The organism is Bradyrhizobium sp. USDA 4510 (assembly GCF_054059095.1).
On the sequence record NZ_JBSSBT010000001.1, the window covers coordinates 1,654,384 to 1,675,667 of the forward strand.

Below are 21,284 nucleotides of genomic sequence, written 5' to 3' on the forward strand. Positions count from 1 at the left end.
CGGTCCAGGGCTCCACATACCGGACAGGGAACTGGGGCAACGTTCCTCTGCAGGTAACGCCTCATCTTACAACTCCATGAGAGGCGCATCTTGTCGGGCGGACACTGTGTGATCATGCGCGCAACGAACGCCGACGGCGTGACGAGGGTAACACCGACTGACCAGTTCTTGCCAGCTATCGGCCAGCAATGCCGGTTTCCATTCCTGAATTGACAGCGGTCAACGCTTCCTATTCAGGAGCGGGCTAGCGTGGCTTATTCATTCGGGATTGGCCATGCGAAAGATGATGCAAGGCATCGCCACGGTTTTCGCGATCGCTGTCGCATCGCCAGCGTTCGCCCAAGGCAGCGTACGCTACGAGTTGCTCCCTGAGCCGGATGTCAAATCCAACACCTCTTATCGGACGGCTACGGCCTATGTAGTCGACAAGAAGGAAAATCAAATTTTTGTATGTTCGGCGCGCTACAACTATCGTGACCTGACAGCGAACAATGGTTCGTGCGTCAAGCTCGACCCGACGATCGGCCGGCCATCGCTAAACGAGACATATGTGGCCCATCCAGTGACGGGCTCCACGATATTGAACCCGTTCCTGCCGGTGATCTGGTTTATCCATCCAGGCAGCGGCGATGTTCAGTTTTGCGCCATTCGTCACGCCGGCCTATGCGTGAAAATTAGTCTGCCGTGAACGACAGAGGAGTCGCATCATGACCGTGACGGAGGCCATCCGTACTATTGTACTACCTTCAGGTGAACACATTCCAATGCTCGGCCAAGGGACCTGGCACATGGCCGAGAATCCGCTGAACCGGACCAACGAGATCAAAGCGCTACGGCTCGGCATCGATCTCGGCATGAACCTGATCGACACGGCCGAAATGTACGCCGACGGTGGCGCCGAAAGGCTTGTCGGCGAGGCCATCAAGGGACGGCGCGACGAGATTTTTCTAGTGAGCAAGGTGCTGCCTCAGAACGCCACCCGACAGGGCACGATAGCGGCTTGCAACCGAAGTCTTGCCCGGCTTGGGGTGCATGAGATCGATCTCTATCTGCTGCATTGGCGAGGACTCGCTCCGCTGGAAGAAACCGTCGATGCTTTCGAGGCTTTGGTTGGCGCAGGCAAGATCCGGAACTGGGGTGTCAGCAATTTCGATATCGGCGACATGCAGGAACTCGTCGACTTGCCCAATGGTGCCAACGTCGCGACCGATCAGGTGCTCTACAATCTCGAGCGTCGTGGCATCGAGTTCGACCTCTTGCCATGGTGCCAGCGCAGCGGCGTCCCCGTTATGGCCTATTCGCCGATCGAGCAGGGCCGTGTGTTGCGTGATGTCACACTCAAGACCATTGCGGCTCGTCTCGGCGCGACCCCGGCACAAGTGGCGCTGGCATGGGTGCTACGCCAGGACGGCGTATGTGCTATACCGCAGTCGGGCAAGCCGGAACATGTTCGCGAGAATCGTGGCGCGCTGGACGTTCGCTTGACGCCACAGGATCTCGCCGATCTCGATGAAACCTTTCCGCCGCCGGACCGCAAACAACCTCTGGCGACGCATTGAGCCCAGTTCGGGAGCCATCCTGACATGAGTGCACAAATCCGCCACATCGTTTGTCCGCATTGCACAAGCATCAACCGAATTCCGGCCGAAAAAGATGCGCGCCGGGCGAAATGCGGCCATTGCCACCAACTCCTGTTTACGGGGCATCCGACGCCGGTTTCCGCTCGCGCCTTTGCCACCCACATCCAGCGCAACGATATTCCCGTCGTGGTCGATTTCTGGGCAGAGTGGTGTGGGCCCTGCAAGGGGATGGCACCGGCTTTTGAGCGCGCCGCCGGCGAGTTCGAACCCCAACTTCGTTTTCTGAAGGTTGACACAGAGGCCGAAGCCGAGCTGTCAGGTCGTTACAACATTCGAAGCATTCCAACGCTGATGCTATTCCATAAAGGCAATATCGTCGCCCAACGCACTGGAGCTGTGGGTGCCGAGGCGTTGCGCCAATGGCTACGCCAGCATGCGCCATTGGCCGCGCCTGCAGCCTCATGAGTACACCATCACAGTCTTGATGTTGACGAACTCCCTGATGCCGTAGCAGGACAATTCACGCCCATAGCCGCTTTCCTTGATGCCTCCGAAGGGCACTCTCGGATCGGAACGAACGTTGTCGTTGACGAAGACCATTCCCGATTCGATCTCGAACTCTGCAATCCTTTCTCCGCGCGCAAGATCGCGGGTGATCACGCCGCCGCCAAGTCCGAATGGGCTGTCGTTCGCGACCGCAATCGCCTCGGCCTCGTTCCGGGTCGGGATGATTGCCGCAACCGGACCGAACAATTCCTCTTCATAGGCCGGCATGCCTTTCCCTACGTCGGTGAGAACTGTCGGCGGATAGTAGGCTCCCGGATGATTGGGCACATTGCCGCCGAGGAGGAGGCGCGCTCCCTTTCCGACGCTTGCGACGACCTGCCGGTGCAAGGAGTCGCGCAAATCGTGCCGCGCCAGCGGACCTATCTCTGTCCCATGATCGAACGGGTCTCCCATCTTGGTCTGGCTCATCAGCTCGACAAAGCGTTTCTCGAAAGCCGGCCTGGCCTTTTCGACCACGATGAATCGCTTGGCAGCGATGCAGCTCTGGCCCGAATTCAGCAGCCGGCCTCTGGCGCATATGGCGGCGGCGGAGCCGGTATCGGCATCTTCCAGGATCAGGTAGGGGTCGCTGCCGCCGAGCTCGAGCACTGTCTTCTTGAGCATGGCGCCAGCCTTGCTCGCGACTGCGCGCCCGGCGGCGCCGCTGCCCGTCAGGGTAACCGCGCGTACGAGCGGATGCTCGATCATGGCCTCGACTTGCTTGCTTGTGATCATCAATGTGCGGAGCAGATTTTCGGGAAAGCCGGCGTCGCGAAAGATCTGTTCGATCGCAAGCGCACAACCCGGAACGTTCGAGGCATGCTTGAGCAACGCGGCATTGCCCGCCATCAGGCTCGGTGCTGCGAAACGAAAGACCTGCCAGAATGGAAAATTCCAGGGCATGACCGCCAATACCACCCCGAGCGGGTTGAACGCGACGAAAGTTCTGCGTGCTTCCGTCCATGCCGGCTGACGTCTCAGGAAATTCTCCGCATTGTCGGCAAAGTACTCGCAAGTCTTGGCGCATTTCTCGGCCTCTGCAACACCCTCGTGAAAGGGCTTTCCCATCTCCTCCGCCATCAACTTTGCATATTCGCGCGCCTTCTTGTTCAGGATCTCGGCTGCATTGCGCATCAGCGAAGCGCGGTGTTCGAAACCGGTGCGGCGCCAGGCGAGGTAATCCTGGTGAACCGTGCCGACGACGTCTTGCGCCTCCACGGTCGACCATTCCTCATATGTCGCAAACGGCTCACCGGTGGTGGGGTTGACGGATTGAAATGTCATCGCGGATGGTCCTCGCATCGCGCTCGGCCGGGCGGCACTCGCTGTCGATCACCATGAGTATGCGGGGTTCGATAGACCATGACGGCCGTCAATTTGCGCTCTTGCAATGCAAGCTTTGATTATCGCCAGCTCTGGTCCACGCACGCCTTGGGCTGTTCGCCGCGGTCCTGGGCCAGCGACGGGTAGTCGGTGTATCCCTTCTCACCTCCGCCGTAGTAACTGCTGGGATCATCGGCGTTGAGTGCCGCGCCCAGACGCAGACGGTCTGGCAAGTCGGGGTTGGCGAGGAATTTCCGGCCGTACGCGATCAGATCGGCCCATCCCTCCCGAAGCCACTGCGCTCCGCTCTCGGCATCGAAGCCGCCTGCCACGATCAGGGTTCCCCTGAACTTGTTCCGGACCAGCTTCGCCATATCCAGAGCGGCTGGATCCGGTTCTTTCCCGCTTTGCATCTGCTCGAGCGCGGGGTTGACCATATGCAGATAGGCCAACCCGTATTCGCTCAGGCGTTCGGCCACATAGCCAAAGGTTGCTTGTGGGTTGTCGTCATGTATGTCGTTCAATTTTCCCAACGGGGATATGCGCACGCCGATGCGATCCGGTCCCCAGACCGGCGTCAGGGCCTCGACGATTTCAAATAGCAGGCGGGTGCGGCTCTCCACCGCGCCGCCATAGGCGTCGGCGCGCCGATTGGTGCCGCTTTCGATAAACTGGTCGAGCAAATAGCCGTTGGCTGCATGGATCTCCACGCCGTCGAAATCGGCCGCCACTGCATTCCTTGCCGCACGCACATATTGCGCCACCACGTAGGGCATCTCCTCGATGTCAAGCGCGCGGGGTCGTACAAAGGGAACGAGCGTGCCTTCCCCCCGCTCGTTTTCGATGAAGGCTTTTCCAGCAGGGATGATGGCCGAGGGAGCGACGGGCAGCATGTTGTCGGGCTGTAGCGCAGGATGTGAAATGCGGCCGACGTGCCAGAGCTGGCAAAACATCAGGCCCGCCGCCTGATGCACCGCGTCGGTAATACGTTGCCACGCCTCGACCTGCTCGCGGCTATGAATGCCGGGTGTCCAGGCATAGCCCTGACCCTGCATCGACACCTGCGTCGCTTCGCTGACGATCAGCGCCGCCGAGGCGCGCTGCGCATAGTAGCAGGCCGCCAACGCGCCCGGCACATTGCCGGGCTGTCGCGCGCGCGAGCGCGTCAGCGGGGCCATAACCACGCGATGGGACAGATTGAATGGACCAAGGCGGTACGGCAGGAACAGTGGTGCGGTATCCGTCTTCCGGCTCGCTTCTTGCGTTGGTGTCGCTGTCACCACGTCATCCATCGCCTGCTCCTGCATAGGGAAGAACCTCATTACAATCCTAGCTACCTCGAGAACCGCCCTCACTGACGATTGTCAACCAAACGGTCAGAGCAACGATATGACTAAGACAAAATGGTTGGAACGCGTCAGCCGCCAGACTATCGCTGCAGTCATTCAATCGAGATGGTCTCCGATCGATGGCCGGACGAAGCCCGGCGATCGGAGACCGAGCTGCGATTCGTCTGCACGGCCTGCGGTGACCGGGGGCGCTGATGTACGGCCGCACGTTGCGCCTGCCCTCATGGGCACGATGCAATGAAAGAGGCCGCCAACTGATGCGGCCCTGCTTCAGCGTTATGACTTCACCGGTGCCTTGCAGGTCTTGCAGCCGTCCTCGGTATTAACGTCTTAAGGCCATTCGGGATGAGATCGACGGTTGACGCGTCTTCGTTGTCCTGAAAGAGGCTGGCCGTGCCGGTCCGTAGCATGGTCTTTCATGACGAACCGCCAAATTCATGCACTCGGCATTCGTTCAAATCAAATTAGGCCACCGAAATTTTAAGATAGGCCACTCGATGTCGGTGGCACACAGCAAGGCCTTTGATGATGCAGTGATTGCCATCCTGGAGGCACGCGCCAAACACTGAGGATAAACGTGGTAGCGCGATATCAAAACCTCCAGCTTGCGACCGGCCTTCACCACTTCAGCATTTTCATCGCTCCTTGTGGCGAGCTGATAAAGTTCCTCCACCGCCTCTTTCGACCGCGGCTTGGTCGCGTCCTGCGCTTGCGAAACGGAAAGGCGTTTCAGCGCGTCAGATCTTCAATCAAATGCTTCTCCAGCAATGCGTCAGCTTCCCCCAGTAGCCCGGCTGCTGGTCTGGCGGACGTCATCTGTCCGCGGATGTTACACTTTGGTTGATCTGCGCCTTCAAGGGGGCCATGAGTGTTCTTCCGCCTACGCTTGATTTCCAACTTTCGCTCTTACACCGCACGCAGCGCCAGCGTGTCGTGACTGCGATCAATTATTGCGGTCCGTAGGGAGCTCCTTGGCGACCGATTACGTATTCTTACGGTACGGAGATTTGTAAAAAGGTCGGATCATCAGGGCGATAACAGGGTTAGTGTGGTGGGAAATGGGCAGAATGAAGAAGAACGAGAACAGGAAGGTGCAGCGATGAAGGCGAAAACGCGCGCACTAGACTACTATCGGCGAATGTTAGCCGCGCAGAACCATGCGATGAAGCAGCTCGATGAGCATGCCAAGATAATGCTGATTGCCAGGAGCCAGGAGGTTCCAGGCAATTCGGAGCCGGCGGCCCATTGGTACTTCGTAATTTCGGGAGCGGTTCGGCGATCCGCCATCCGTTCAGACGGGCGGCGGCAGATTCTCGACTTAATGTTGCCGGGAGATTTCTTCGTCGTCGTCGATGGAAACGAAGATCTAACGGTTGAGGCGATCGCCGAGGAAACAGCGCTGGCTAGTTACTCTAGTCAAAGGGTCGAGCAATTGGCGCAGCGCGATGTGGAGTTCGCCCGCGAGCTCCGCAGTGTCGCATTTCAGACCTTGTCGCGGATTCAGGACCAATTGCTGATCATCGGCGGCGTAAGGGCGGTCGAAAAGGTCGGTTCATTCCTGCTTGCGTTGGCGAGCCGTTCGTCGAATGATAAGGGGCAGGTCGTATTGCCCCTGACGCGTTACGACATCGCCGAGTATCTGTCAGTTTCGGTCGAAACCGTTTGTCGTTGCTTCACTAGCCTGCAGCAGCGTGGCGCGATCACGCTGTCGGGAAAACGCACCGTCAGGATTATCGATCGAAATGTCTTGAGGAGAAGAACGAACATGATCCCGTGCGGCTCGGCGGCTAGCAATTCCGACCCAACTTATCGCCCTGAGCTATAGCGCTGAGCACGAACTGCGTTAGGCCAGCCGCGCCCTGATGCCGAGACAAAGCGCTTCCGCAGTTTGATCGCATGCCGAGCCGCACTATCATACGCGTGCGCTGAACCTCGATCGTGCGCACGCTAAGGCCCGCTGATGAGCGGTCATCTTATTGGAGCTGTCGTCGATCAGCGACTGAAGTGCTTTTGCTTTCGCGCAAGGACATTGACGCGGCGCGTGGCATCGGCGGTCCTTCGCACGAACAGTCGTCCCTCCGTTCACGAAGGCGGCCTCAATAGCTTCCAGCTATGCTTGCTCCCTATGTGGTGTCTCAGAAATTCGAGTACGCCCGCATGGCGCGAGCAGCAACCTGAATACTGCCTGGGCCGCCATGGCGATGGCCGCAAATGGTCTCGGATGCGATGCCGCGCCTCCGACACTTCAATGCCGCTTGTGGTCGGGGGCCCAACATCCAGCGGGGCGTAGCCCTCCATTGTGCTTATCGCCAGCCCGGCGCCGATATCGCCGGAAATGCACGACTTCAGGCCGAGGCTGATAGTCTGTGAAGCGAGATGTTCGAGGCGGCGCTCCTGTCGACCTTGCTTCAGGAGTCTGAGGCGATAAGAAGAATCAGCCGGTAAGAAGCTAGGGGTAGTGTCCGCTCAACAGGTTGGGGAAGTTTACAAGCCGGGCTGCCATTGTCCCTGCCGGAACAATGCGATCTTGCCCTAGCAACAACAGACGAACACGCAAAATTGCGGTCACAAACTTGGTTGCGACCGTGCCGCCAAGGCGCCTGGGTAGTTGTATATGGCTTCGAGAAGCCACGCGGGGGTAGGTGATGCAGCGCCTTCGTTGACGAGCGGTTGCCCAGTTAGGCGCAAAAAGCTGATCAATTGCTCACGTCGTGTTTCGGCTTCTAGCACCCCAAGGCGCACACGGCGGTTGGGTCCTATGATATGCGGCGGCGGAGGAACACGTTCCCGGCAAGTGCAGTGACAAGGGGCGAGCGTCAATGTCGTTTCGATGATTACGACGAGCCCAGCAATGGTGCTGATGAATTGCGTAGACGAGCAGACTGCTTTGTCGATCTCGCTAATCTGCGTTGCGATTGTGCCCGGCATCTAACGGTGAGGGCTTCGATTGGAGGTCTGAACTCGAAAGAATTTGCTCTTCTGCTTTCCTCATAAGGGCCTATCGGCGCTGTGCGCTGGGTCGGTCAATGGCGATAGCGTAGGCGTTGCGTTCCTTCGCCACAAGCGCAGAAGCCGATCGGCCGGCTTGATTGACGTCCCGCGCTGGCGCAAGATTGCTGCTCTGAATCCGAAGCTTGCTACTTCGAATCCGAGGCGGGTGACGCTGAATCGGCTTCTGGCTTGGGGTCCTTAATCAGCACGGCAGGTTCGTCGTACCCCTTGCGGCTGCTGTAAAAGAGCAGGGCCATGAGTCCGAAGCCGAGGACAAGCGAGAAGGTCACGCCGAGTGCCATGGCGATGTAACCCGATGCGGGTACCTCGGCATCTCCGAGGCGCAAGCCCTCATTTGCAAGGAAACCGGCGGCTGCCAGCAGCAACAACAATAGAGTGATGACCAGCCACGAACCGAGGCCCTTGGGAATTGGCATCAGTCGTTCCTTTTTTTGAACGCAGGATTGGCTCTGTTCAGTTTTCTGCGGCTTCAGCCGCCACGCTTGCTGCGATCCAGCGTCTCCATGGTGTGGATATCCTGAACTAGGCAACGCAGCCCGTGCAGCTGATCCAGCAGGTGCAAGATTATCGAAATGCCTTCGTCGTTAACGCCGAAATCGGCCTTGAGGTCCTGGATCAAGCGCACCCGCGCAAGTTCGGCATCAGAAAAGTCCAATCTTCTTTTGGCAGCGATGGGGACAAGCCATTCCGCTTCGATCCACACATTTAGTGTCGGGAGGTCGAGATGTGATCGGTCGATGAATTCCTGCATTTGCATGTCAAACCCCCATAGACTGCCGCGGGCTTTCCGTGGCCGGCTGCCATCGGGCGACGAATTTCTCGAGTTCCGGATCCCGCTTTTGCGGCAGCACCAGCTTCAGTGTAATGTATTGATCGCCCTTGCCTCCGTCAGGACGCGGAACGCCGCGCCCCTTGAGCCGGAGCAAGCGACCGGTGCTCGACCATTTCGGCACCGTCACCGTAACCGTCCCGCTCGGCGTAGGAACGCTGATCTTTGCGCCCAGCACCGCTTCCTTCAGCGAGATCGGTAGATCCAGATAGATGTCGTCGCCTTTGCGGGTGAAGTAGGGGTGCGGCTGAACGCTGATCTCGATCAGGGCATCGCCGGGTTGACCTTCGGCGGCCGCCGGACGGCCTTTGCCTTTCAGACGCAGTGTCTGGCCGTCTCGCACACCCGGGGGGATGTTGACCTCGAGCCTGGATCCATCGGGAAGCACAAGCGATTGCTTGCCGCCGTTGACGGCATCGAGGAAGGCGAGGTCGATATGATAGCGGACATCTTGGCCCCGTCTGCGGCCGCCGCGGCCCGCGCGACCGAAAATCTCCGAGAGGATATCCTCGCTACCGGAAAAGTCGCCGAAATCGGCAAAACCGGAATTGCTGGTGTAGGTCGACCAGCCGTCCTGATCGGCGAAATCCCGATAGTACCGCCGCCTCGGTCGCTCAGCGCCCGAACTGTCGATCTCGCCGCGATCAAAGCGTGCGCGTTTCTCCGGATCGTTCAACAGATCGTAGGCGGCGGAGAGTTCCTTGAATTTTTCCTCGGCGGCCTTGTCGCCGGGATTGAGGTCAGGATGCGATTTCTTCGCGAGACGGCGATAGGCCTTCTGGATATCTGCTTGCGTGGCATCCTTTTTTACTCCCAGTGTCGCATAGGGGTCTGCAGCCAATATCCGCTCCCGTTCCTTTTGTACGCGGTTGGGCCGCGCGCAGCCCGCCTCACTGTCGTGTTGCCTGCGGAGATGGCTGTCGAGCTTTGGCTACCGCGACGCGCGCCGGCCGCAGTAGACGATCGTGCAGCGTGTAGCCATTCTCGAGAACCTGAACCACATTGCGGGACGGCTGCCCGGCTGCATCGATCTCCAGCACAGCTTCGTGTTTCTCGGGGTCGAACGGTGCGTCCAGCGCCTTCATCTCCTCCACGCCGAACCGCTTCAGGACCTCCGTCAGAATGCGGTCAGTTGCTGTCACGCCTTCGATCAATGGATCCTGCTGGCCAGTGTCAGCCCGGTTACTGCCGGCACCGATCGCCCGCCGCAGATTGTCGACCACCTGCAGCAGTTCGCGGGCGAAGCTCGCGATAGCGTACCTCCGTGCCTCCTCTGTGCGCCGCTCGCCTTGCCGGCGGGTATTCTCGGTCTCGGCGAGCGCGCGCATCAAACGTTCCCTCAAAAGTTCATTCTCGACCTCGAGATCGCCGCTCCCGGTCTCGACGCTATTCACCTGCGTTTCGCGGCTATTCACCTGCGTTTCGCGGCTATTCGCCTGCGCCCTATTAGGATCCTCGTCCACGGGATTTGTTGCCATGTCATTCGCCTGTTTTCATGTGCGAGTTCGCGCTTCACGATGCTCATCGGTCGCGCGGGTCGACTTCCTCGAATTCGGCATCGACGACGTCTTCACCGGAAGAACCGCTTCCGCTCGACGACGCCTGCGCGTCGGCGCCTTGCGAGGCGGCGCGGTTCAGTGCCTCGCCGATCCTGGCGGCGGTCTGTTGCAAACGATCCGTCGCTTGGCGAATCGATTGCGGGTTTTCGGCCGTGAGGGCCTGCTTTGCATCGGAGATTGCCTGTTCGACCTCCTTCTTGAGATTGGCAGGGATCTTGGATTCCGATTCCTTCAGGGCCTTTTCAGTGCTGTAGATCGCCGCATCGGCTTGGTTGCGTGCTTCGACGAGTTCCTTGCGGCGCTTGTCCTCCTCGGCGTGGGCTTCGGCTTCCCTGACCATCTTCTGGATATCCGCCTCGCTAAGACCACCGGAGGCCTGGATCCGAATGCTTTGCTCCTTGCCGCTGGCCTTGTCCTTGGCGGAGACATTGACAATGCCATTGGCATCGATATCAAAGGTGACTTCGATCTGTGGCACGCCGCGGGGTGCCGGCGGAATCCCGACGAGGTCGAATTGCCCCAGCAGCTTATTGTCGGCTGCCATTTCCCGTTCGCCCTGAAAGACGCGAATGGTGACCGCCGTCTGGTTGTCTTCCGCAGTTGAGAATACCTGGCTCTTCCTGGTCGGAATGGTTGTATTGCGGTCGATCAGCTTGGTCATAACGCCGCCCAGCGTCTCGATGCCCAGCGAAAGTGGCGTCACGTCGAGCAGCAGCACGTCCTTGACGTCGCCCTGAAGCACGCCGGCCTGAATTGCGGCGCCGATCGCGACCACTTCGTCCGGGTTGACGCCCTTGTGCGGTTCACGCTGAAACAAGTTCTGAACGGTTTCCTGCACTTTCGGCATGCGGGTCTGGCCGCCAACCAGCACCACTTCGTTGATGTCGGACGCCTGCAGCCCGGCATCCTTCAACGCTGCCCTGCAGGGTCCGACGGTGCGCTCGATCAGATCGTCGACCAGCGCCTCCAGCTTCGCCCGGGAGAGCTTGATATTGAGATGTTTCGGCCCGTTCTGGTCGGCCGTGATGAAGGGCAAGTTGACGTCGGTCTGGGTGGCGCTCGAGAGCTCGATCTTGGCCTTCTCGGCGGCATCTTTGAGCCGCTGTAGTGCAAGGCGATCCTTGCGCAAATCGATGCCGTTCTCCTTGCGAAATTCGTCTGCCAGATAGTCGATGATGCGCTTGTCGAAATCTTCGCCACCGAGGAAGGTATCGCCGTTGGTAGCCTTCACCTCAAACACGCCATCTCCAACCTCAAGGATGGAAACGTCGAATGTGCCGCCGCCAAGATCGTAGACGGCGATCTTTCCGCTGCCCTTTTTGTCCAGGCCATAGGCAAGCGCGGCCGCGGTCGGCTCGTTGATGATACGGAGTACCTCGAGGCCGGCAATCCGTCCGGCGTCCTTGGTTGCCTGACGCTGGGCATCGTTGAAATAGGCCGGCACGGTTATTACAGCCTGCGTTACCTTATCTCCTAGATGGGCTTCGGCAGTTTCCTTCATCTTGGTCAGAATGAAAGCGCTGATCTGGCTTGGGCTGTACCTCTTGCCCCTCACTTCGACCCATGCGTCACCGTTGTCGCCGGGCACGATGTGATAAGAAACCATACCCTTGTCTTTCGCGGTGATCGGATCGTCATAGCGCCGCCCGATTAGCCGCTTGATGGCGTAGACGGTGTTCTCCGGATTGGTGATGCTCTGCCGCTTGGCGGGTTGCCCGACAAGGACCTCACCTTCATCGGTGAAAGCGACCATCGACGGCGTCGTGCGGCCGCCCTCGGCGTTTTCAATGACCCTGGCCTTGCTTCCTTCCATCACGGCGACGCAGGAATTGGTGGTCCCGAGATCGATGCCGATTGCTTTCGCCATGACTGGCTCCTTTCGATGTAGTCGCGCTGGCTCGGTTGCGGAGCGGTCGTCGACCGCCAGATGTGTTGGTGTGATTTCGCATCAGCAGGTTGAGCGGGACGCGCAATGCGCCGGGAGGAGAACGATTTGCGCGCCCCGCAGCCGCGGGGCTAGGCGGCTTCCTTGACCTCGATCTTCTTCGGCTCCGGTTTGGCAGGCTTCGGAATCGTAATCTTCAGCACACCGTTCGACATGGTTGCCTGAACGCTCGAAGGGTCGATACCGGAAGGCAATTGCAGCACGCGATAGAACACGCCGTAGCTGCGCTCGCTGTGCTGGACGTTCTTGTCCTTCTGCTGATCTTCGACCTTCTTCTCGCCACGAATGGTGAGAGCGTCGTCCTCGATCGATATCTCGACGTCCTTGCGCTCGAGTCCGGGCATCTCGGCTGTAACTTCGATCGCCTTGTCACTTTCGGAAATTTCGATGTTCGGCACGATGTTCGCTTTGCCGCTCGGGCCGATGCCTTGCGCGAACTCGCTAAAAAGCCGATCGATCTCCCGATGCAGACCGAATAGCCCGAAATCGGGTCGCATCAATGCGCCCGCATCTCCAAACGGGACCAGTGATTTTAACCTCATTGCAATTCTCCTTCTTTGAGTAAGTTCTGCTGGCTTGGGGAGGACTAGTAAGGCCGGACGACAATCCGGTCTTCGACCTTTGTGACGCCGGGCGCCGACCATGCAACACGTTCGGCTTCCTCGCGCTCGATCCAGGAGCGAACGGTGCCTTCCAGCACCACTTCGCTGCCCCTCACGTCCACGCTGATGCGCTCCGCATCAACCTCGGCGCTTCGTTTGAAGGCATCCTGGATCTTGCGCTGGATGTCGGTGGGCTGGACCTTGGGCTTCAGTGTAATGACGTTGGTGACGCCTTTCACTCCCTTGACCTTGCGGACCGCCGCGTCTGCGGTGGTCTTCTGGTATCGCCACTCCACCGTGCCTTCGAGCGTGATCCAGCCATCCTTGACGATGACCTTTATCTGGTCGTGGGAAATTGGCAGTTGTGACTTCAGCGCGGCAACTGCGTCTCGGGCGATGTCGGGATCCGGACGTTGGTCGATCGCTGGTAGCCGCACTTCGATGTCGTTTGCGACGGCAAGAACACCGGCGACCCGCTTCGCGGCTGTCTCGGCCTCAAGCCTGTCGGTGTAGCTGTGGGTGAACCCCGCTAGCGTGACGACACCATCCTTGACTGACACGGCAATATCGTCGGCATCCAGATCGGGATCCCATTTCAGTTCGTCCCGAACATCGCGCTCTATTTCGCTGTCGGATTTCATGTTGTTCTCCTGGTCTGCACGAGGCTCGGTAAACTGTCTCACATCATTTTTGACGATAGAGTTGGAATCTATGCTGGCCAATGGCGGCGGCCATGACGACCATCAACTTCCTCACAAGGTTTTGTGCGGTCGATGAAGCCGTTTCCCGAGAGTGCTTCGCAATGCTGGCTCCAACGAACGATGAGCTATGGCCGCCCCAAGGGTTCGTTCCCTAACCACGGATCGGGCCGCAGCGAGTGAAACGGGAGATCGTCGGTCGTTTTGGCGATATCGATTTCGTGGATGTGAACGGCCTCTCCTCCGTGGCGAAGCAGAATTTCCTGTGCCAAAGCTTCCTTCTCCGGGGACTGAACCCGTACCCAGATCAGCAACCCGTCCCATTCGGCGGCAGGTTCCAATCCGCGAACCCGGTCACGCTGCATCACCCGTCGCAGCGGACGTATCGCAACAGCGGCCGCGACGATCCCGCCGAGGACAGAAACGAGGATAACGCTCGGTGGCGTTATTTCGCGCGATATGAGATAGAGCGCGATGACAAGGGCGACAACGCAGCCGACCACGCTGGCCGTGACGACTTCGAGGCCAAGCCGATCGTCTCCGCCTACGTAGGGCCTCCGCGCCGCTGCCGGTATGTCGGCAAGGTCGGCGGCCGGAATAACCTGATAGTTTAGCCGCCGTTGCTGTTCATCGGGCGAGGCGCTGATGTCGATGTCGGCTCGGTCAAATCCCGAGGACAACAAATCCTGGGCGGCGGTGTCGAGCGCTCTCCGGGAATGGAAGACGCCCGTCACCTCTCGTGTGCGGAGCTGGTCAAGGACATCGGAAGGTCCGGACATCGGACGCGCGCTCCTGTCCGACTAGGACGATTTATAATGGTATTCCGTCAGCTTCTTTAGTTCCTCCTTTGATGCGCCGGGCAAGGTGATCTTTTGTCCGTTGTCGTCGATGGCGAGGCTCTCATAGGGCACGACTATCAGGCGGCCGCCGACGCCGAGGAACCCGCCGACCTGCAGCACAGCAAAGTTCACTTGCTTCTTGTCCGCGATGACATCATCGAGGGTCCCGATCTTTTCGTTCTTGTCGTTGATAACGTTGCTGCCGAGCAGCTTGCTCATGCGGTAGCCATTGGCCACAACCGAGAAGTCGACCTTGATGAGACTTACGCCGGCCTGCGGAAGTGCCGGAGTGGTAGTCAATGCCGTGATCGACGCGAGCGCAAACCAAATCATCCAGTCGGGAGCGGTCCTGTGCGCTGCCAAGGCGTGACTAGGTGAGTGCGGCGATGCGGTGCGGGTGTCAGAGTCAAGAGAGGCTCCAAGTCTGTTGAATGCAATCATGGGTATCTCCTGGGCTTGATCATCACTGCAGAATTAAACCCTCAATCCCGGCAACGGCGATGACGGTTATCAATGTGGCGGACCGCTAATCGCTCGGGCACGTCCAACGTCGACCTGTTGGCTTGTCAGGCATGGCTATCGGCTGTAGGGGGCTTTGAATTGCCGAGGTCAGGGACGCGAAGTCAAACGGACCTTCATGACGGACACCATTGATGAAAAAGGGTCGGTGTGCCGTTTACGCCACCGCGTACACCGCCCATGAAGTCGTGCCGTACTTTGCATCTGAACTGTCCCGTGTCGAGAACATGGCGCATCATTGTCTCGGAAAGCCTGAGCTTCTCGGCAATTGGCATGATCGTCGGAACACTCAGAATTACTTGGTTTCGAAACACATGCATTTTACAGTAGAGGCCCCTCGCATCGGAAAATTCGGCGCTTTTGACCGCGACCTCGGCATAGGGATGAACTTCGGTTAGCGGAAAAGGGCGGAAGACAAATCGCATCTATCCTTCGAAATTCGATTCCATTTGGTCGACGACGTCACAAGCCGAAGCGCAAAATGGTCACTGATGGTCGCTATACTCAAGGAGACTTATCCCAGCATGGGGCGGTCCGCGGGAATGCCATCTTCGCCGGGATTGAGCGCAACCGGTCAGCAATAGCTCCACGCGATCGTTCGCTGGCCAAGGACGAATTGTGAACGCTCACAAACGCCGTCGCTATCACGATAGGCGCTGCATCTTTTTGTTACTGCGCCCTTGGGCTCGAAGTCAGCGAGCAAGGGAAAATGCAAATGCACCGGTCACAGCGAAGGCCGCCGCGTGGTACCGAACTCCGTCGACGGAAATTTGAGTGTTTCCGCGCTGTGTTTGTGAAAGTCCGAAAGCAGATCGTTATATCGCGTCACCTGATCGGCGCAGATTGGGCTCCAGTCAGCTGGGTAGAACGCCAGAATGACAGTCTTGCCCCTGAGATCGGACAACGTGAGCATTTGGTCGGGGCTGACATGCTGCATGAAGCTCGGCGCGGCGATACCCGCGGCTCAGGGTGAATGACATCGTCTTCCTGGTACGTGACTTGCGGCTCGAATTGAATCGATGCCGTTTTAGAGGAATGAGCCACTTGCTTCTTAGAGGAATGAGCCACTTGCTTCGTTGATTGCCGTCAATTGTGTGGTGTCCAAATCTTCAACATGGCTGCGGAGCTGCGTCGCCCTGATCCGGCCGGCGTTACGTAATTTTACGGTACGCAAATCCCTCGAATCTTTGGAACGGGGGCATCCTGGATTGTTTATGAAGCCAGATAGTGCCGACGACCTTCGAAAAGGGTTGAAATCATGAAAAAAAGCGCGCACGCGGCAGACTACTATCGGCGGATTCTTTCGAGGCAGGCCCATTCGTTGACGCAACTAGATGCATTCGCCAAGATTGTGCTTTGCAATCGTGGTCAGAAAATTCCGCGAAGTGTGAGTTCCGCCGGTCAATGGTATTGCGTCATTGCCGGGGCGGTTCGCAGGTGCGCGCTCCGAGCTGACGGCCGGCGGCAAATCCTTGATCTGATGCTGCCCCGAGACTTCTTCTTTGTGAGAAGCGACGGGGACGAGGTCGCCATCGAAGCGATTGTGGACGAGACGGCGCTTGCAAGCTATCCCGGCGAGGGGATCGAACAGCTGGCCGAGCGTGATCCGAAGTTTGCGCGCGAGCTCCGCGACGTAGCCTTCCGGGCGTTAGGCAGGTCCCAAGCCCAGTTGATGATTGTTGGCGGCGTCACCGCACTCGAGAAAGTCAGTTCCTTTCTCCTTTCCCTCGACCGTCGTTCCTCGGACGAAGATGGACAGGTTGTGCTGCCCGTCTCGCGCTACGATATCGCTGACTACCTCGCGGTTTCGGTCGAGACGGTATGTCGCTCCTTCACCAATCTGCAGCAGCGGGGTGCTATTAGGCTGGCGGGCAAGCGTACGGTCAAAATCCTGAACCGCGCTGCGCTGGAAGACCATATTGGCGAACCAGGGAGCCGGGGCCTAACTCTATCTCTTAAGCCTGTTGAGCGTCGAAGTGATTTCTCAAAAGAAGGGCTTGCGCGAGCTCGCGCATGCCAAGCCGGTCCATCATACGCGCGGTGAACTTCGACCATCGCCGAGACCGAGATTGTACACGAGCGCCTTGTTGGAGTGACCGTCCATCAAGCCGTCAGCCACCTGCCGCCCGCGCGCCGTGCTGCGTCCGCAACCTCGTCGTTGTAATCGGACTGCCTGCCTGTCGCAATGGTCATCTCGATCGTACTCAGCAGCGCACGCTCGCTGTATGGCTTCTCAAGGAAATCGATCGCCCGAAGCGGTCATTACGATTACCGGAGATCGCGTCTGAGGCGTTGCTGGGCCCCAGTTCGTCATGCCTTGCAACTGGATATCGAGCAAGAGGCAACTCGCCTCGATCGGTTTCGCAACTGTGAGGAACGCGGCCGGATGCTCGAAGGTGACGGAGTCGAACTTCGCCGAGCGCAAAAGTCGCTCCATGCAGGGGCGGACTAGCTCACGGTCGTCGAGATAGACAGCTCGTCCCGTGGGCATCGACACGTCGTAAGGAAACGATCGTCTCGCCTGTATCTGGTGCGACCGTCAATCGACGGTCGTAGGCCTCGTGATCGATCACAGTCACATTGTAGCTATGCCTCGTAGGGCATGGTACCATCTTGAGGGACAAGCAATCAAAAAATGAAGTTGACGTGTCTAGAATCAAAAGGGTCTGTTCGGCCGAACTTGGCTTGGGTCGCGCGACCGCGCTGAGGCGATCCACTATTCTTACATTAATGCCGTTGACAGTTTCTATTAAGCGGCCGTTCGGGCAACCGTTCGGTTGATCTGTTGGTTCTGTCTGAGCCGCAGCTTGAAGGATAGGACGACAAGCGCGAAGCCAAATGCGATGGCATAGGCCCCCATCCACCATGTCAGAACGATCGCCCCGATGAGCGGCGTGGCGACCAGAAGCGCTCCATAGCCGACGGACAACAAACCGCCCAGAACGAGCCACCACCTGCCGTGGCTGACGCTCAGCCGGAAAGCAGCGGCCGTCATCAACGCGCCCGAGACGATTGACCAGGCGGCAACAAGCAACACGAAGGCCAGAACAGTCATGCCGGGCCACAGAAAGGCAAGGATGGCTACAGCTATATTGACAGCGCCTTCGAAGATCAGCCATCCCCACCGCTCCTCCTTGCGCTGGATCGCCCTTACGGCCGAGATAATGCCGGCAACGCCATCGACAAGTGTGTAAGCCGAGAACAGGAGTACCAGTGAGAGCATCGTTGGGCCCGGAAAGATCAGCGCAACAACGCCGAAAAGGATTCCTAAAATGCCTCGCAGCAGGAACAGCCACCAATTCTGAGCCAAATTCTCGCTCGCCGAGATGGACTCGGTGCCGAAGCCGGAATTAACTGTGCTACTCGCCATGACATTCTCCCAAGTGCAACCTAGTTTCCGACCAAATTGAAGTGTCGCTGCCTGCGCACCATAATTCTCCTATTCCATGCGCCCAAGGGATGCATTGACGCCCGTCAGTGGCTTGGCTCGGGTAGTCTTTTCGAAAAGTCCGCGGCACTGGGTACCCGCTGTCGCAGGATGATCCATCACCGGCAGAGCCCATAGATAGGTGACGTGGCTGGTGTGTCTTCCAGAAGATGCTGGTTATCGGGAACGCGCCGCCTGCCGTTCCGCGGGCGCTACTTGTGGTGTTTCCTCGAAACGGCGATCGAGCGTCTGCGGGCGATTTAGCGCAGCATCAATCGCGTCGTCGACCCGCTCAAGCCATATGAAGCGCAATCGGTTGCGCGCATTTTCAGGGACCTCCTCGATATCCCTTCGATTGCGGGCAGGGAGCATGATCGTGGTAATCCCGGCCTGCAGCGCGCCGAGCACTTTCTCCTTCACGCCACCGATCGGGAGGACTAGGCCGCGCAGTGAAATCTCGCCGGTCATCGCTGTATCGCTCCGGACCGTGCGGCGGGTCAGAAGTGAAGTCAGTGCCAGAAACATAGCCACGCCCGCGCTTGGGCCATCTTTGGGAATGGCGCCCGCCGGGACGTGAACGTGGACATCGGATTTCTGCAGCGCGATCGTATCGATGCCAAATTCAATGGCGCGCGACTTGACGAGGGAGAGTGCCGCCTGCGCGCTTTCCTTCATCACCGCACCCAGCTGACCGGTGAGGATCAGTTTGCCCCGGCCGGGAATGCTGGCCGCCTCGACGAAGAGAATATCGCCGCCGGCGGGAGTCCAGGCGAGGCCAGTAGCGACGCCGGGCACGCTAGTTCGCATCGCGACCTCCTGCTCGAAACGCCGCGGCCCAAGAATGGCAGGAAGGTCCGTCGGCGCGGCGATAAAGCGTGTGACGCTCGCCTCGGCTATCCGCATAGCCGCGTGCCGGCAAATGGCGCCGATATGGCGTTCCAAGTTGCGCACGCCGGCTTCCCGCGTGTAGTTGCGGATGACGGCTGTAATGACGTCGTCCGAGATCTCACATTGCTCGCTGGTTAGACCAGCGGATTTCAGTTGACGCGCGAGGAGATAGCGTTTGGCGATCGCCAGCTTTTCCTCCTCAGTGTAACCCGGCATCTCGATGATTTCCATGCGGTCGCGCACCGGGGCCGGGATATTGTCGATAACGTTGGCGGTGCCAATCAGCATGACCTTGGAGAGATCAAAGGGAATCGCAAGGTAGTTGTCGCGAAACGCCGCGTTCTGCTCGGGATCGAGCACTTCGAGCAGCGCCGCCGCCGGGTCGCCGTGAAATCCCGCACCCAGCTTGTCCATCTCGTCCAGCATCAGTACCGGGTTGCGCGTTCCTGCCTTCCGGATCGATTGGATAACGTTACCCGGCAACGCACCGAGATAGGTTCGGCGGTGTCCGCGTATTTCGCTTTCGTCATGGACGCCGCCGAGGCTCAATCTCACGAACTTGCGTCCCGTGGCGCGGGCGATGCTTTGGCCGAGCGAGGTCTTGCCGACGCCGGGAGGGCCGACAAAGCAGAGGATTGGGCTTTTGCCTTCCGGATTGAGCTTGCGCACAGCAAGGTGTTCAAGAATTCGCCGCTTCACCTTCTCAAGGCCATAGTGATCGTCATCGAGAATTCGCCGCGCTTCGACAATGTCGATCTGTTCCGGATCTAGCTTCGACCAAGGCAGCTCGGTCAGCCATTCGAGGTAGCTTCGCGTCAACCCATAGTCTGCCGCGGCCTCCGGCATGCGTTCGAGCCTTTTCAATTCCCGCCTGGCCTGCTCTTCGGCCTCCTTCGGCATCCCGGCCTTGTCGATCTTGTCACTGAGTTCCTTCAGTTCAATGGACTTGGCGTCGTCGTCGCCTAGTTCCTTCTGAATCTGGCGAAGCTGTTCGCGAAGAATGTGTTCGCGCTGCTGCGACGAAAGGGTCTGTTGCGTCTGTTCGCCAATCGCCTTTGAAAGCTGCAGGACCTGAATTCGCTTCGCCAGCAGGCCGAGCAGCTTGTCGAGAAGCTGGGTTACGTCGAAGGTTTCTAGCAGATCCTGCTTCTCGCCTACAGGAATATCGATGATGCCGCCGAGAAAGTCGGCGAGTACGGACGGCGAATCCAGACCTTCAATCGCCGCTGAAATTTCCGGCGGCAGATTCGGTAGCAACTGGATCGCTTCCCGGGCGCGCATCTTGAGCAGATTCATGCGCGCCTCGACCTCGGGGGTCATCACCTCTGATATGCCGACTTCCTCGATGCGCGCTACGATGTAGGGAAAACCGGAAAGAAATTCCTTGACGCGGAATCTGTTTATACCGCGGCAGATCGCATAGTGGGTCGCCTCGGAAGTGACATAGCGCAGAATTTCGGCCACCGTACCGACGTGCCGCAGATCCTCTGGCCCCGGCTCCTCAACGGTGGGGTCCTTCTGTAACAGCAGACCGATTTTGCGGCCGCTGCGGACGGCTTCCTGTGCGGCAGCGATGGACGACGGCCGGGCAATCGTCAAAGGCAGCACGACACCGGGAAACAGCAGTGTACTGCGAATCGGTAAGATGATGATTGCATCCTCGGGCACACCAGCCGGGTTTTGATCGGTCGTGGTGCCGGATTCGCGTTTGGATGCGTCAACCATCGATCGATCCTTCTATAGATTGCTTGAAGAAGGCCAGCACGAGACATCCGTTGCGGTATTCCGATTGACCGAACCGTAGGCCCTTAGTCGGAAACGCAATCCGGCGCTCGAATGTCCCGTAGGGGATTTCGAGACGGACCGCGGTGCCATCGCGCGGGATCGTGCCCTGACGGCGAAGGCCAACGACCGAAACGCCATCATCGTCGACCGTCACATTCAAGTCGTCCCGGTCGACGCCGGGAAGAGCGACCGTTATTCGAGCCTCGGAATCCGTCGCAATGATATCAATTGGCGGCTCCCAACGGGCTGCGGAAGCGATGGCGGTGATCGGCTGGAAGAATTGACGATGCAAGCGCTCGGCGCGCTCAATCATTTCGCAGGCAGTGGCCCACATAAAAGTTCCTGGATCGACTGCGGCCATGTCATCCTCGTGCGCGTGCCCG

At 58.8% G+C, this 21,284-nt stretch carries 21 protein-coding genes; 5 read left to right on the top strand and 16 right to left on the bottom strand.

From position 1 onward, the window contains the following. Positions 1 to 274: 274 nt before the first annotated feature. The 3 genes from ACVMDN_RS07345 to trxC are packed head-to-tail and all read left to right on the top strand — an operon-like array spanning position 275 to position 2,045. Positions 275 to 688 carry a hypothetical protein gene (locus ACVMDN_RS07345; RefSeq protein WP_225645932.1) on the top strand — a complete coding sequence of 138 codons (414 nt, stop codon included), beginning with the start codon at positions 275 to 277 and terminating at the stop codon, positions 686 to 688. 19 nt (positions 689 to 707) lie between these two features. After that, on the top strand, positions 708 to 1,559 hold the full coding sequence (locus tag ACVMDN_RS07350; protein WP_456835400.1) for an aldo/keto reductase: 852 nt from the start codon (positions 708 to 710) through the stop codon (positions 1,557 to 1,559). Positions 1,560 to 1,583: 24 nt separating this feature from the next. Continuing rightward, the gene (gene trxC / locus ACVMDN_RS07355; RefSeq protein WP_253587599.1) at positions 1,584 to 2,045 is read left to right on the top strand and encodes a thioredoxin TrxC; all 462 of its coding nucleotides are present in this window, start codon (positions 1,584 to 1,586) and stop codon (positions 2,043 to 2,045) included. Here trxC and ACVMDN_RS07360 read toward each other — a convergent pair. Continuing rightward, complete coding sequence (locus ACVMDN_RS07360; RefSeq protein ID WP_456843627.1) at positions 2,040 to 3,428, bottom strand: NAD-dependent succinate-semialdehyde dehydrogenase; 1,389 nt, start codon at positions 3,426 to 3,428, stop codon at positions 2,040 to 2,042. The two genes, trxC and ACVMDN_RS07360, sit on opposite strands and share 6 nt — an antisense overlap. 101 nt (positions 3,429 to 3,529) lie before the next feature. After that, entirely contained in the window at positions 3,530 to 4,741 is a 1,212-nt protein-coding gene (locus ACVMDN_RS07365; protein WP_225645936.1) for an alkene reductase, read from the bottom strand. A 1,156-nt stretch (positions 4,742 to 5,897) separates the two neighbouring features. Between ACVMDN_RS07365 and ACVMDN_RS07370 the strand changes: the two genes are divergently transcribed. Next, positions 5,898 to 6,623, top strand: a complete 726-nt coding sequence (locus tag ACVMDN_RS07370) for a helix-turn-helix domain-containing protein (RefSeq protein ID WP_225645937.1) — start codon at positions 5,898 to 5,900, stop codon at positions 6,621 to 6,623. A gap of 1,312 nt (positions 6,624 to 7,935) precedes the next feature. Here the strand turns inward: ACVMDN_RS07370 and ACVMDN_RS07375 are convergent. The 11 genes from ACVMDN_RS07375 to ACVMDN_RS07425 all read right to left on the bottom strand — a co-directional run bounded on the left by ACVMDN_RS07375 (position 7,936) and on the right by ACVMDN_RS07425 (position 15,756). After that, complete coding sequence (locus ACVMDN_RS07375; protein WP_253587595.1) at positions 7,936 to 8,226, bottom strand: hypothetical protein; 291 nt, start codon at positions 8,224 to 8,226, stop codon at positions 7,936 to 7,938. Between the two features lie 53 nt (positions 8,227 to 8,279). Next, complete coding sequence (locus tag ACVMDN_RS07380) at positions 8,280 to 8,561, bottom strand: chaperone modulator CbpM (protein WP_456835399.1); 282 nt, start codon at positions 8,559 to 8,561, stop codon at positions 8,280 to 8,282. A gap of 7 nt (positions 8,562 to 8,568) precedes the next feature. After that, complete coding sequence (locus ACVMDN_RS07385) at positions 8,569 to 9,480, bottom strand: DnaJ C-terminal domain-containing protein (RefSeq protein WP_253587594.1); 912 nt, start codon at positions 9,478 to 9,480, stop codon at positions 8,569 to 8,571. A gap of 49 nt (positions 9,481 to 9,529) precedes the next feature. Beyond that, positions 9,530 to 10,117, bottom strand: a complete 588-nt coding sequence (locus ACVMDN_RS07390; protein WP_253587593.1) for a nucleotide exchange factor GrpE — start codon at positions 10,115 to 10,117, stop codon at positions 9,530 to 9,532. Positions 10,118 to 10,160: 43 nt separating this feature from the next. After that, positions 10,161 to 12,065 carry a molecular chaperone DnaK gene (gene dnaK / locus ACVMDN_RS07395; RefSeq protein ID WP_253587592.1) on the bottom strand — a complete coding sequence of 635 codons (1,905 nt, stop codon included), beginning with the start codon at positions 12,063 to 12,065 and terminating at the stop codon, positions 10,161 to 10,163. Positions 12,066 to 12,214: 149 nt separating this feature from the next. Next, a complete protein-coding gene (locus tag ACVMDN_RS07400; protein ID WP_456835398.1) occupies positions 12,215 to 12,685 on the bottom strand; it encodes an Hsp20/alpha crystallin family protein in 471 nt (156 codons plus the stop codon). Positions 12,686 to 12,729: 44 nt separating this feature from the next. Next, positions 12,730 to 13,386, bottom strand: a complete 657-nt coding sequence (locus ACVMDN_RS07405; protein ID WP_253587591.1) for a BON domain-containing protein — start codon at positions 13,384 to 13,386, stop codon at positions 12,730 to 12,732. Between the two features lie 185 nt (positions 13,387 to 13,571). Continuing rightward, positions 13,572 to 14,222: a hypothetical protein gene (locus ACVMDN_RS07410; protein ID WP_225645948.1), complete on the bottom strand. Its 651-nt coding sequence runs from the start codon at positions 14,220 to 14,222 to the stop codon at positions 13,572 to 13,574. 21 nt (positions 14,223 to 14,243) lie between these two features. Then, the gene (locus ACVMDN_RS07415; protein ID WP_225645949.1) at positions 14,244 to 14,723 is read right to left on the bottom strand and encodes a PRC-barrel domain-containing protein; all 480 of its coding nucleotides are present in this window, start codon (positions 14,721 to 14,723) and stop codon (positions 14,244 to 14,246) included. A gap of 194 nt (positions 14,724 to 14,917) precedes the next feature. Beyond that, positions 14,918 to 15,226 carry a hypothetical protein gene (locus ACVMDN_RS07420; RefSeq protein ID WP_253587590.1) on the bottom strand — a complete coding sequence of 103 codons (309 nt, stop codon included), beginning with the start codon at positions 15,224 to 15,226 and terminating at the stop codon, positions 14,918 to 14,920. A gap of 299 nt (positions 15,227 to 15,525) precedes the next feature. Next, a complete protein-coding gene (locus tag ACVMDN_RS07425; RefSeq protein WP_456835888.1) occupies positions 15,526 to 15,756 on the bottom strand; it encodes a redoxin domain-containing protein in 231 nt (76 codons plus the stop codon). A 303-nt stretch (positions 15,757 to 16,059) separates the two neighbouring features. Here ACVMDN_RS07425 and ACVMDN_RS07430 point away from each other — a divergent pair, with 303 nt between their 5' ends. Continuing rightward, positions 16,060 to 16,845, top strand: a complete 786-nt coding sequence (locus ACVMDN_RS07430; protein WP_456835396.1) for a helix-turn-helix domain-containing protein — start codon at positions 16,060 to 16,062, stop codon at positions 16,843 to 16,845. A gap of 705 nt (positions 16,846 to 17,550) precedes the next feature. Here the strand turns inward: ACVMDN_RS07430 and ACVMDN_RS07435 are convergent. From ACVMDN_RS07435 to ACVMDN_RS07445, 3 genes are all read right to left on the bottom strand, one after another. Continuing rightward, positions 17,551 to 18,171: an HdeD family acid-resistance protein gene (locus ACVMDN_RS07435; protein WP_253587588.1), complete on the bottom strand. Its 621-nt coding sequence runs from the start codon at positions 18,169 to 18,171 to the stop codon at positions 17,551 to 17,553. 234 nt (positions 18,172 to 18,405) lie between these two features. Further along, complete coding sequence (gene lon / locus ACVMDN_RS07440) at positions 18,406 to 20,841, bottom strand: endopeptidase La (RefSeq protein WP_253587587.1); 2,436 nt, start codon at positions 20,839 to 20,841, stop codon at positions 18,406 to 18,408. Continuing rightward, positions 20,834 to 21,262 carry an Hsp20/alpha crystallin family protein gene (locus ACVMDN_RS07445; protein ID WP_253587586.1) on the bottom strand — a complete coding sequence of 143 codons (429 nt, stop codon included), beginning with the start codon at positions 21,260 to 21,262 and terminating at the stop codon, positions 20,834 to 20,836. The genes lon and ACVMDN_RS07445 overlap by 8 nt, the downstream gene beginning before the upstream one ends. Positions 21,263 to 21,284: the final 22 nt, after the last annotated feature.